The sequence below is a fragment of the Vibrio orientalis CIP 102891 = ATCC 33934 genome (assembly GCF_000176235.1).
GTDB lineage: Bacteria > Pseudomonadota > Gammaproteobacteria > Enterobacterales > Vibrionaceae > Vibrio > Vibrio orientalis.
In genome coordinates, this window is record NZ_ACZV01000005.1 from 1,376,465 (window position 1) to 1,389,257 (window position 12,793).

A 12,793-nucleotide genomic window follows, 5' to 3' on the forward strand; every position below is an offset into this window, starting at 1 on the left:
ATAAAAGAAGAGACTGGTTGACTGCTGGGTTCCACCCACATTGCGATACAAATTAGCACTACACCGGCTAAGTTGCAACAAATTATTAACCTGCCATTTCCAGATATACAGTCAATTTATATGAGTAAAAATGCTCATTACAGACAAATAAACTTCATTTTACGCATAAAACCATTCACTAACACAGTGACGGCAACTTATAGCTAATTAACAATTTTATAAAAACAAGATCCAACTCACTTAATCGTCTCATATCTAATAAACTGGCCGATTATTATTCACTGTAGACCGTTAATTTTTCTCAGAATATGAAATTATATTTCACTGAAATCATCGGCAGACACGCAATAAATCCGCTGTTGTGTAGTTTTCTTTCACAACCTTTCATAAAGTGATCTAAATCAATCACTCTTTAGGGTTACCACGTTACACTCGCCTCAAAGATAAAAGCCTCAATAGGCATATTTTTTGTCTTTTAAATCCTCTACGCTAAGCTCACTTACATCGTGCTACAGCTAAGGTGACCAGGATTCAATTGCAGGAAGCTAAGCCAGGTTATATATAGTGCGACCGTCATAGAATAATAATCGGGTCGTATGTTGAAGAGTTATTAACAATTTTTGAATATGAGGAATCTATGTCAGACGCAGTAAACAAGCCGCACTCTGATTCGGATATCGAAAACAAGAGCTATAAAGAGCTGCACCGTCCAGCTTCTGAATTTGAAAGCCGTTCAGATTACCTAGATCACGAACTGCAAATCATGAAGCCACGCCGCTTCGGTTTGAACCTTCCTGGTCGTGACTTCCGCTTCGAACTAGAAGATTTGGTCCCAGCTCTTGCCGGTACTATCGGTATTATCGCAATGTACTCAGCGGTAATGATGTCTTGGGCAGAAGGTCTAACAGCAGCATGGGATCACGTTAACTTAGGCAAAGATTTTGCTATTGAAGTTGCACGTGTAGAAATGCTTATCCCTGCACTCCTTTTCTGTATTCTTGCTTCTGGCTTTATTAACCCTAAAGCTAACCTAGCAGGTAACCACGGGCCAATGATCCCTCTTATAGGCACAATCGCTCTAGCGGGTGCACACCCTCTTGCATTGGCAATTCTAATTGGTGTATTTGGTCTGATTTTGAGTCTGCTAAAGGGTGGTTCAAAACTGGTTAACCTGACTTCACAAGGAACCGCGGGGGGATTGCTTATCTTCCTTGGTTTGACCGGTACAATGAGCCAGATCAACTCAATCCAAGCTTGGGCTGTTGGTTTACAATCTGACACTGTTGCTGCTGGCAGCATGGGTTACATTGGCTTGATCGTTCTTGCGGTAACCATTGGTCTCTATGCATTCCTTGCTAAAGTAAACAAACGTTGGTTAGCCATTCCAGTTTGTGCATTTACAGGACTAGTGATCGCATTGATACTCGGTGCCGGCTTCGATATCAAATTTGTGACTGAAACGGGTCTACCAAACTTAAACCCAGTTTACTGGTGGGGTAGTACAGAAGAAGGTTGGATGCTTGGTTTACCAAACCTAGAGCACTTCATTGCTTCACTGCCGTTCGCAATCCTTGCTGTTGCAATGTGGTCTCCAGACTTCCTTGGTCACCGTATTTTCCAAGAATTAAACTACCCGAAAAAATCTGAAAAAGTGCTGATGGATGTTGATGACACAATGACTATGTGTTCTGTTCGTCAGATGGTGGGTACAGCAGTTGGTGGTGGTAACATTACTTCTTCTTGGGGTACTTACATGATCCCTGCAGCGATTGCTAAGCGCCCTATTCCAGGTGGTGCAATTCTACTAGGCTCTCTATGTATTATTGTTGCGATTCTGGGTTTCCCAATGGACGTTGCAGTTTGGCCACCAGTAATGCGCGTTGCGCTGCTTGTAGGTGTATCTCTACCTCTACTTGAAGCGGGTATGCAGATGGTTAAAGATTCAAAAGACTCACAAGCGGCTGGTATCTGTATCTTTGGTTCTGCGGTTGTTAACCCAGTACTTGCTTGGGCACTTACTATGCTGCTAGACAACAACGGTCTAATCGGTGATAAAGAGCGCGCAGCACGTCTATCATTCGTCGATAAGATTGTTATCCCTGTTGGTGTTCTAGTTATCTGTCTAGTTGCAATGCTAGCAGTTGGTATGCTAGAAGGTCAGTACGGAATCCCTGCGTTCCTATAAGAAAAATAATGTTGAGAGCCAAGTTAGGCTCTCAACTTTTTTTGAACAACAAGCTTTAATTTAAAAAATAATTTAATAAAACGTCCATTTATTGATTTAGTTTAAGGTTTGCAAATTTTTTTTAGCGTACTCTTGAAAGCAAGTTAGTAAGCAACCATTTAGATAACAGTGACAATATCTATAGTTTTACACCAATTTGACTGATCGAATTTAAAGACTATACATATTGTTATTCATAAGAGTGTACCGCCCCAGCAATGGGAAACTAGCTGGCTCAACAGTTAGCAAGGTACGTGTTTTTTCTACTAAAAAGGTAGGTATGTCATGGCAGAGCAATTTGCTAAAGCTTGGGAAGGTTTTGCTAACGGTGATTGGCAAAACGAAGTAAACGTTCGCGACTTCATTCAGAAGAACTACACACCATATGAAGGCGACGAGTCTTTCCTAGTTTCTGAAGGTACTGAAGCGACAAATGCGCTTTGGGCTAAAGTAATGGAAGGTATCAAGCAGGAAAACGCGACTCACGCACCTGTTGATTTCGATACTTCTGTTATCTCTACCATCACTTCACATGATGCTGGTTACATTAACAAAGACCTAGAAACTATCGTAGGTCTACAAACTGAAGCTCCGCTTAAGCGTGCAATCATGCCTAACGGCGGCGTACGTATGATCGAAGGTTCTTGTAAAGCATACGGCCGTACGCTTGATCCACAAGTTTCTAAAATCTACTCTGAGTACCGTAAAACACACAACCAAGGTGTTTTCGATGTTTACTCTCCTGACATCCTAAAATGTCGTAAGTCTGGCGTTCTAACTGGTCTTCCAGATGCATACGGTCGTGGTCGTATCATCGGTGACTACCGTCGCGTAGCACTATACGGTGTAGACTTCCTAATCAAAGACAAAGTAGCTCAATTCCACTCAACTCAAGACCAACTTGAGTCTGGTGAAAGCCTACAAATGACGATGCAGCTTCGTGAAGAGATTCAAGAGCAGCACCGTGCACTAGGTCAAATGAAAGAGATGGCAGCGTCTTACGGCTACGATATCTCTGGCCCTGCGACTACAGCTCAAGAAGCTATCCAGTGGACTTACTTCGGTTACCTAGCTGCTGTTAAATCTCAAAACGGCGCGGCTATGTCTCTAGGTCGTACTTCTACGTTCCTTGACGTTTACGTTGAGCGCGATATCGCTGCTGGCATCATCACTGAAGAACAAGCTCAGGAAATGATCGACCACTTCGTAATGAAGCTACGTATGGTTCGTTTCCTACGTACTCCTGAGTACGACGAGCTATTCTCTGGCGACCCAATCTGGGCAACAGAATCTATGGGTGGTATGGGTGTTGACGGTCGTACGCTAGTAACACGTACTAACTTCCGTTTCCTAAACACGCTATACACTATGGGTCCTTCTCCAGAGCCAAACATCACTGTACTTTGGTCTGAGCAACTACCTGACGGCTTCAAAAAGTTCTGTGCGAAGGTATCTATCGATACTTCTTCTATCCAGTACGAAAATGATGACCTAATGCGTCCAGATTTCGACAACGATGACTACGCTATCGCTTGTTGTGTATCTCCAATGGTTATCGGTAAGCACATGCAATTCTTCGGTGCTCGTGCAAACCTAGCTAAGACTCTACTTTACGTTATCAACGGCGGTGTAGATGAAAAGCTTAAGATCCAAGTGGGTCCTAAGACTGAAGCAATGACTGACGAAGTTCTAGACTTCGACAAAGTTTGGGCTGGTCTAGACAACCTAATGGATTGGCTAGCTAAGCAATACGTGACTGCGCTAAACGCTATCCACTACTCACACGACAAGTACAGCTACGAAGCAGCGCTAATGGCTCTTCATGACCGTGACGTTCGTCGTACTATGGCTTGTGGTATCGCTGGTCTATCTGTTGCAGCTGACTCATTGTCTGCAATCAAATACGGTAAGGTTAAGCCTATCCGTGACGAAGATGGCATCGCAATCGACTTCGAAATCGAAGGCGACTACCCTAAATTTGGTAACAACGACGCACGTGTTGATGACATGGCTTGTGAACTTGTTTCTAACTTCATGGGCAAAATCCGTAAGCTTAAGACTTACCGTGATGCAATCCCAACTCAGTCTATCCTTACTATCACTTCAAACGTGGTTTACGGTAAGAAGACTGGTACTACGCCAGACGGTCGTAAAGCAGGCGCTCCATTTGCTCCAGGTGCTAACCCAATGCACGGTCGCGATGAGAAAGGTGCTGTAGCTTCACTGACTTCTGTAGGTAAACTACCGTTTGCTGACGCAAAAGATGGTATTTCTTACACATTCTCTATCGTGCCAAATGCACTAGGTAAAGAAGAAGGTTCACAGCGCGCTAACCTTGCTGGTCTTATGGATGGTTACTTCCACCATGAACAAGGCATCGAAGGCGGCCAACACCTGAACGTTAACGTTCTTAACCGTGAAACTCTAGAAGACGCTGTTAAGCACCCTGAGAACTACCCTCAGCTAACAATCCGTGTATCTGGTTACGCTGTTCGCTTCAACTCTCTAACTGTTGAGCAGCAAAAAGACGTAATCGCACGTACATTTACTGAGTCTCTATAATCTCAGTTAAATGATTGACTAAAGCCCCGCAATCGCGGGGCTTTATTATTTCTACTTATCAAACTCTACGCTTTCAGCGATTTCGCACACACTTAGCTACAGATGGCCTATTTATTGCTACCATTTGTATCAACTTATCCTGTACTATCATCTCAGTTATTTTGTGAAGCACAATCAAATGAAGTTAAACCACGCCCTACTCTTGCCACTTGTATTGGCCTCTACGGCATCTTTTGCCTCGGAAAAATCAACCATCCAATTTTCTCTTGATAATGATGGGGTTTTTGGCGTTGACCAAGACTATACCAATGGTATTTTCCTAAGTTATACCAGTGGAGCGATTACTCCTTATTCACTCTTTAGTCCATTAAGTCTTTCTTACTGGGGTGGTGCGTCATTAGATAAGTTTGAGTTCACTTTAGGCCATAAGATGTATACGCCTTCGGATATCGAAGCGACCGAACCAATGATCAATGATCGACCTTATGCGGGTTACTTACATGGTGAATTCAATTACATCAGCCTTCACCCTCAACAAGCACAGCGATTCAATCTAACCATTGGTACAACTGGTGAGAACTCTCTTTCGGAAGAGGCACAAAAGTTAGTCCATTCAATCACCAAGTCAGATGAACCAAATGGCTGGGGCTATCAAATTGATAATGAAGTGGTCGGTAGTATCGGCTATTTGAGCCACTTTAACTTGCTACGTCAGCGTTCCGTTGCCAATACCGATTGGGAAATATCAAACGTCTCTGAGGTTAATGTCGGCAACTTCCGCAGCGATGTATCTACCGGTTTAATGTTCCGTTGGGGTGCCGATCTAGGCGGTAGTATGGGTGCAGCTAATATCGACAACGAGAATCCGTTTAGAGCGGGCATGCTAGGCGCTTCACAAGGCGGCTGGTTCTTGTTCGCTGGCGCCGAAGCACGCTATCGCTTTAATGATATTACTATCGAAGGTGACCGCCCTGGTGTTGATGAATATGCGATTGCCAATGGCGAAGATCCTAGCATCTATGATGTCGAGCTAGAGAATGTCCAAGCAACAGGCGTTGCAGGTTTCGCATGGTATAGCCAAAGCTTCGGTGCTACTTTGACGGCAACCGTAAAAACACCTGATTACAAAAAAGCGCCTGAATCCGTCTACGGCACAGGCGCTGTCACTCTTTACGCTTTCTTCTAAATCGTAAATTTCTGGCAGTCTTGATTGAGGCTGCCAGCTCTCTGCTCTACCGCCCCACTGACACTCTTCAACTGCGCGTTATTCTCTTCGAGTTCTTTCATCGCCGAGGATATTTGTGTCATGTTATCAGCCATCGACTGACTGGTGGTCGCTAGCTCTTTGATAGAGGAAAAAATCACTTCGGTTTGATGTGATGCTTCGTCCGCTTTTTCAGTGATCAATTTAAGCGCATCCATCGCTTCCTGACCTTTTTCTCGACCCGCAGTCATCGAAGATTCAGACTGACCGATGTATTGGATCACCTCGGCACTCTCTTTCTTCATCGTATCAATGGTTCCAGAGATTTCAGTTACAGCATCGACGGTACGAACAGCCAGGCTGCGTACTTCATCAGCTACGACGGCAAAACCCCGCCCCTGCTCCCCTGCTCTCGCCGCCTCAATCGCTGCATTCAAGGCGAGTAAGTTAGTCTGTTCAGCAATTCCGTTGATGATCTCCATCACTGAGTCAACTTTTGAGGAAGCCTCTTCTAACTGCTTAATATGACCCGCAGCAGAGGTCATGATCGCCCCCACCTCTTCTAACGAACCAATCGCAGAACCAATTACCTTTGCCCCCTCTTCCGCTGCGTGCGTTGACGAGCGGCTAATTTCTGCCACAAACTCAAGCGAACTCGACACTTCTTGTGTTGTGACACTGACCTCTTCAGTCGCCGAGGCAAGTAGTTGAGTTTGCCCCAACACTTCAGACTGGTGGTGAGCAAGCATATCTAGCCCTTGGTTAAGCTCCGCTGCATTCCCCGAAAGCTCTTGGCTACTCGATTGTACTCCGGATACCAATTCACCTAAATTTTCACAGCTTTGATTAATGCTTGTGGCTAGCTGGTTGAATTCATCGTTAGGGTTCTTTGCGGGCGTCATACGCTGAGAAAGGTCACCCTGAGATAAACTGTTCAGGACTTCTTTGGTACGATTCAACGAACGGGACATCGAAGCACTCTGCATACCAAAGATCGAAATAGTAAACACCGCTAGCACGACACAGGCGACCATGATTGACCACATTGTCTGAGTTGATGCTTTTTCCGCGACTTGTTGATAATTGGCACTAATCCCCCCTAACTCTGCGGTGATGTTACCAATCAATTGCGTCATTTCATTCTTAGAAACATCAAGCTGTTGCTCCACTGTCCCCAGTTGCTGAGAGAGCTCCGCAACCCGAGTAAATGTCTGCTTGTACTGTTCAATTTCTTTTTCATATAACTCAAGCATGGCGTACACATTAGACATGCTCTCAAAGCTACCCATCGCACGATTGAACAGTTTTAAATTGTCTTCGGTTGGCTGCAGTAGATAATTTTGCTGAGACTTCACCATCGCTTGAAAGTCTGAATTCAGCGTTACCATACCTGTCTCAGCGATCTTTTGTTCGATCACCGTTGCCAGTTGTTTTAATTGCCCGAGTTTGCCTTCATCAATAGTGAAGCCCATCTCTTGCTTTAGCGTTAACCACGGCATTACGGCACTACGAAAGTTCATAACACTTTCAGTAAGCCGTTGAGCTTGTTGGTTTAATCCAACTTTCGTTAGAAACTGAGAATCCTGTTCAATCGCTTTTACTACGTCCTCAATAACGTTTTTCGTTCCAGCAACGCGTGACCCGGTCATCGCATCGAGATCTCCCCCTAGAGTCAAGATCTGACTTTGAGTTTGATAGATCGACAAAGAGCCTTTAGCAATATCAGCACTACTGTGATATTGCTCTTCCATATGTGACAATCGACTAGAAGTGAAACTGGCGAGAGAAACAAATCCTATCGTCAGTACAATCAAAAACAGTGTCACTTTTTGCTTTTGAGAGAGCGCAAGCATATCCATAAAGAGTTCCTTTGCATCAAGTAGATGTAAAAAACCTTGCCATACCGTTGTGGTTTATTGTTATTGTTTTTTATATCAATGAAACAATTTTATAACATAAATCTTAGCAAATATGCGCATTTTTTCTTAATTGGGCTTTTCTCGATGAGAACACAGAGAAACCCTATTTTGTCCCCACAATTTGTAATAAAATAACGCGCAAATAACTAATACGAGATGAGCTCATGTCAACTACTGGTCGTATTCATTCTTTTGAGTCGTGTGGAACCGTAGACGGTCCTGGTATCCGTTTTATTGTCTTTTTGCAAGGCTGTCTAATGCGTTGTAAGTATTGCCACAACCGCGACACTTGGGACACTCACGATGGAAAAGAGGTTACTGTTGAAGAGATCATCAGCGAAGCCAAATCATACCGTCACTTTATGAATGCTTCAGGTGGTGGCGTGACATGTTCCGGTGGTGAGGCCATGCTTCAACCTGAATTTGTGCGTGATTTCTTCCGTGCTGCACACAACGAAGGTATCCATACCTGTTTAGACACCAACGGCTACATTCGTAAGCACACTGAGGTTATCGATGAAGTTCTAGAAGCAACCGATCTTGTGATGCTAGATCTCAAGCATATGAAAGATGAGGTCCACCATGATTTTATCGGCGTCTCTAACAAACGTACTCTCGATTTCGCTCGTTACTTACACAAGATTGGCCAGAAAACTTGGATTCGTTACGTTGTCGTGCCTGGTTACACAGACGACCCGGAAGCTGCGCATATGCTTGGTGAATTCATTAAGGATATGGACAACATTGAAAAAATAGAACTGCTTCCATACCACAAGTTAGGTGCCCACAAATGGGAAGCGTTAGGTCTTGAATATCCATTAGAGGGTACCAATCCTCCTTCCAAAGAAGTGATGGATTCGATCGTTTCCATTCTTGAGCAGTATCACTCTAATGTAAAATACTGATACCAAGAGCTGAATTATTCTTCAGAAATGCCAACCTTTAAAGGTTGGCTTTTTTTTTGAGGTGAGCTCTATAATCACCGCCATAAATTGTGAAGAAATTTGTCACAGATTCTTTGTACTTTTCATATTAAATATGTGTTGAGATCATGTTTCACCCACCTAGGAAAAGATAACCTAAGCACATTAAAAATGTATTAGATTATTTAGTGAGGCCACCATGGAAATGACAAACGCTCAACGTTTGATCCTATCGAATCAATATTACTTAATGTCGCAAATGAACCCAGAAAATGCGGCAAAATATCAACGTCTACAAACAATTGTTGAACGTGGTTATGAGCTCCAAATGAGTGAACTAAACAAAGACTTTGGTTGCTTGGTTGAGGCCGAATGTCGTGAAGTTATCGATATCATGGAAATGTACCATGCGATGCAAGAGTCAAATAACATGCTCTCTGACAGCGAGCAAAAAGACGTTGATCAGCGCCGCCTAACCTTCCTTGGTTTTGATATCGCTACTGAAGCTCAACTGGTTAACTACGTACGCTTCCTCACCGGTTCTGAAGGTCTTTACCCTCAATTCGATAAAGGTGAACATCACTTTAATGCCCAAATGCCAATGCTAGACAAATACCGTCGCATGCTGGCTACATGGAAAAACTGTCCACGTCAGTACCATTTATGTGCCAATGAATTAAAGCAAATCTTCAACGCTTAAGATTCTCCAGTCAAAAAAGGGGTGGCTTTGTTAGCCACCCCTTTTTAGTTTAAGCTATTCAAAGCAATATGTTAGAAGACGTATGCAACGCCAATATTCGCTGAAGTGTACACACCACTTTCAATCAGTGGACTGGCTTCAATATCTCCTTCAAGATTCGTATAACGGATGCCACCAGTTAGACGGATACTCGGAGTTAAGTGCATATACGCTGATGCACCTAGAAAAAACTGACCATCCCAATCCGCATCAAACTCCAAGCTAGGGTCTCCAGCTCTTGCCGCTTCCTCTGCACTAATACCATACAGATGGTTATTTAACCTTTCACTATTGTATGCATAGCCCATCGACGGTGTAATTCCCCAACCATTTCTACGAATTGGAAGGCGCCATGCCGCTTCGGCATAAATACCATTGTGGGTTCGTCCCAAATCAGTGCCTGCTGTCGCTTCAAACATACCAACTAAGGTAATCAGCTGATAACTGACACCACCAAGAATCGTCGATTTACGTTCATCCATCTGCTGAATCGCTAGGTTATCTGAATCTTCTGGTTTCAACGTACGTGGATCATAGACCGCACGAAATACAATATTTTGCGGTGAACCAATTGGAAAAAGACGATAACCCGCACTAAAACCTCTTAGGAAGAGATGTTCGCCTTCATAGCCAATCACTGGGATGACGGTCTTGTTTGAAGGCGTATCTTTATATACTGCGGGCGAATAGGACGCCGCAACACCCAGTGACCACTGAGAAACTGTCGCATTCGCGAGTGGCGCCAATAACAACGCAACCATCAATACGCCTTTCAAACCAAAAGATTTCAACATAATTCCTGCCGAGATTATTAATATTATAAATAGACGTCGCAACTATATAGTACGTCATTCCAATTTTCAATGGTCAATATGCGCTCTTTTTGTACTGATAATCAGCAACCAATACACCTTTACCAACACTAGACGGCAGCATAATTGCAATAAGTGGCATGAAAATATCAATCCAATCTTTTGATTTTATTTGGCATATAAATACGAGATTCCCAACCGTTAGCCAACGAGTGGTCCGATATGTAGTGTTTCATCACACATTGCAATTAAACACATATTTTTTAAGCAGAATTCTAAAAACCAACTAGGCTTAAATAAGAAAGGATTAGCTTTTCTATGCGGGTTTATTGTCAGTTTGACAGGTTCAGAGGGGAATTCATTATGAGTATTTTCGACCATTTCCAAGCACGCTACGAAGCCTCAAAGGATGAGGAACTATCCCTACAGGACTTCCTTGGCTTATGTAAAGATGACAAAAGTGCATACGCCAATGCAGCAGAGCGATTACTGATGGCTATCGGTGAGCCTGAAGTTATTGATACTGCACAAGATCCACAACTAAGTCGTATTTTCTCCAATCGTGTTATTTCTCGTTACGACACATTCAAAGACTTTTATGGTATGGAAGATGCCATCGAGCAGATCGTTTCATACTTAAAACACGCCGCTCAAGGTTTAGAAGAACGTAAACAAATCCTCTACTTGTTAGGCCCAGTGGGTGGTGGTAAATCTTCTTTAGCTGAAAAATTAAAAGCGCTGATGCAGCAAGTTCCTGTATACGTTCTGTCTGCAAACGGTGAACGTAGCCCTGTCAATGATCACCCTTTCTGTTTATTTGATGTAACTGAAGACGGCGATTTGTTGAAGCAAGAGTATGGTATCGAAAAACGTTACTTACGCTCAATTATGTCGCCTTGGGCTGCGAAACGATTGCACGAGTTTGGTGGTGATATATCCAAGTTTAAGGTGGTTAAGGTTCGCCCTTCGATTCTTGACCAACTGGCGATCGCGAAAACAGAACCAGGTGACGAAAATAACCAAGATATCTCATCATTGGTAGGTAAAGTCGATATTCGTCAACTCGAACATTTCTCTCAGGACGACCCTGATGCCTACAGCTACTCTGGGGCCCTGTGCCGCGCGAACCAAGGCTTGATGGAGTTCGTGGAGATGTTTAAAGCACCTATTAAAGTGCTCCACCCACTACTAACGGCAACCCAAGAAGGTAACTATAACGGCACAGAAGGTCTATCCGCTTTACCATTTGACGGCATGATCCTCGCTCACTCCAATGAATCAGAATGGCAGACCTTCCGCAACAATAAGAACAATGAAGCGTTCCTTGACCGTGTATACATCGTTAAAGTGCCTTATTGTCTCCGTGTCGCGGAAGAAGTGAAGATCTATCAGAAGTTACTTGATCACTCAGAGCTATCAAAAGCGCCTTGTTCGCCAAGTACATTAGAACTGCTCTCTCAGTTCAGTATTCTTTCTCGTCTGAAAGAACCGGAAAACTCGTCGATTTTCTCTAAAATGCGCGTCTACGATGGCGAAACATTAAAAGATACCGACCCGAAAGCGAAAAGCTATCAAGAGTACCGTGACTTTGCGGGTGTTGATGAAGGTATGTCAGGTCTGTCTACTCGTTTTGCATTTAAGATCCTATCTCGAGTGTTTAACTTTGACCAAACCGAAGTCGCCGCTAACCCAGTGCATTTATTCTATGTCATTGAGCAACAAATCGAGCGCGAACAATTCCCGCAAGAAACCGCTGAGAAATACCTAGAGTTTCTTAAAGGTTACCTAGTACCTCGCTACGTAGAGTTCATTGGTAAAGAAATTCAGACGGCTTACTTAGAGTCTTACTCAGAGTACGGGCAAAACATCTTTGATCGCTATGTAACCTACGCGGACTTCTGGATTCAAGATCAAGAATACCGCGATCCGGAAACAGGCCAACTGTTTGACCGCTCTGCACTCAATAATGAACTAGAAAAAATCGAAAAAACGGCGGGAATTAGCAACCCGAAAGACTTCCGTAACGAGATCGTTAACTTTGTACTCCGTGCACGAGCAAACAATAACGGTACCAACCCGGTATGGACCAGTTACGAGAAATTACGCACTGTGATTGAGAAGAAAATGTTCTCAAATACAGAAGAGTTGCTACCTGTTATCTCATTTAACACTAAAACCTCTTCTGAAGATCAGAAGAAACACGACGATTTTGTCGCACGCATGATGGAAAAGGGCTACACAGAGAAACAAGTTCGCCTACTTTCAGAATGGTATCTACGCGTACGTAAATCCTCGTAATAGCAGTGTTTTAGCCCATGACTAACCTACCAGAGTTGAACGCTCTGGTAGGAGACAGGATGCAAGAATGGCCTGCCCCTTTATGTGGGGCATGTATGAGATAAGGGGTGAC

8 protein-coding genes are annotated in these 12,793 nt (G+C 43.6%); 6 read left to right on the forward strand and 2 right to left on the reverse strand.

The window, feature by feature from the left end; all coding sequences use genetic code 11:
• Positions 1 to 637 precede the first annotated feature (637 nt).
• The 3 genes from VIA_RS16960 (at position 638) to VIA_RS16970 (ending at position 5,972) form a co-directional block, all read left to right on the forward strand.
• Positions 638 to 2,185, forward strand: coding sequence for a DUF3360 family protein (locus tag VIA_RS16960; protein ID WP_004414433.1), 1,548 nt, complete (start codon positions 638 to 640; stop codon positions 2,183 to 2,185).
• Between the two features lie 324 nt (positions 2,186 to 2,509).
• The gene (pflB, locus tag VIA_RS16965) at positions 2,510 to 4,786 is read left to right on the forward strand and encodes a formate C-acetyltransferase (protein ID WP_004414434.1); all 2,277 of its coding nucleotides are present in this window, start codon (positions 2,510 to 2,512) and stop codon (positions 4,784 to 4,786) included.
• 178 nt (positions 4,787 to 4,964) lie between these two features.
• Positions 4,965 to 5,972, forward strand: coding sequence for a lipid A deacylase LpxR family protein (locus tag VIA_RS16970; RefSeq protein ID WP_004414435.1), 1,008 nt, complete (start codon positions 4,965 to 4,967; stop codon positions 5,970 to 5,972).
• Here the strand turns inward: VIA_RS16970 and VIA_RS16975 are convergent.
• A complete protein-coding gene (locus VIA_RS16975) occupies positions 5,969 to 7,849 on the reverse strand; it encodes a methyl-accepting chemotaxis protein (RefSeq protein ID WP_004414436.1) in 1,881 nt (626 codons plus the stop codon). The genes VIA_RS16970 and VIA_RS16975 overlap by 4 nt on opposite strands.
• A 224-nt stretch (positions 7,850 to 8,073) precedes the next feature.
• Here VIA_RS16975 and pflA point away from each other — a divergent pair, with 224 nt between their 5' ends.
• Entirely contained in the window at positions 8,074 to 8,814 is a 741-nt protein-coding gene (gene pflA / locus VIA_RS16980; RefSeq protein WP_004417428.1) for a pyruvate formate lyase 1-activating protein, read from the forward strand.
• A gap of 217 nt (positions 8,815 to 9,031) precedes the next feature.
• Entirely contained in the window at positions 9,032 to 9,532 is a 501-nt protein-coding gene (locus tag VIA_RS16985; protein ID WP_004414438.1) for a YfbU family protein, read from the forward strand.
• Positions 9,533 to 9,603: 71 nt separating this feature from the next.
• Here VIA_RS16985 and VIA_RS16990 read toward each other — a convergent pair whose 3' ends face one another.
• Entirely contained in the window at positions 9,604 to 10,362 is a 759-nt protein-coding gene (locus tag VIA_RS16990) for a MipA/OmpV family protein (protein ID WP_038211203.1), read from the reverse strand.
• A 384-nt stretch (positions 10,363 to 10,746) separates the two neighbouring features.
• Here VIA_RS16990 and VIA_RS16995 point away from each other — a divergent pair, with 384 nt between their 5' ends.
• The gene (locus VIA_RS16995) at positions 10,747 to 12,681 is read left to right on the forward strand and encodes a PrkA family serine protein kinase (protein WP_004414440.1); all 1,935 of its coding nucleotides are present in this window, start codon (positions 10,747 to 10,749) and stop codon (positions 12,679 to 12,681) included.
• Positions 12,682 to 12,793 lie beyond the last annotated feature (112 nt).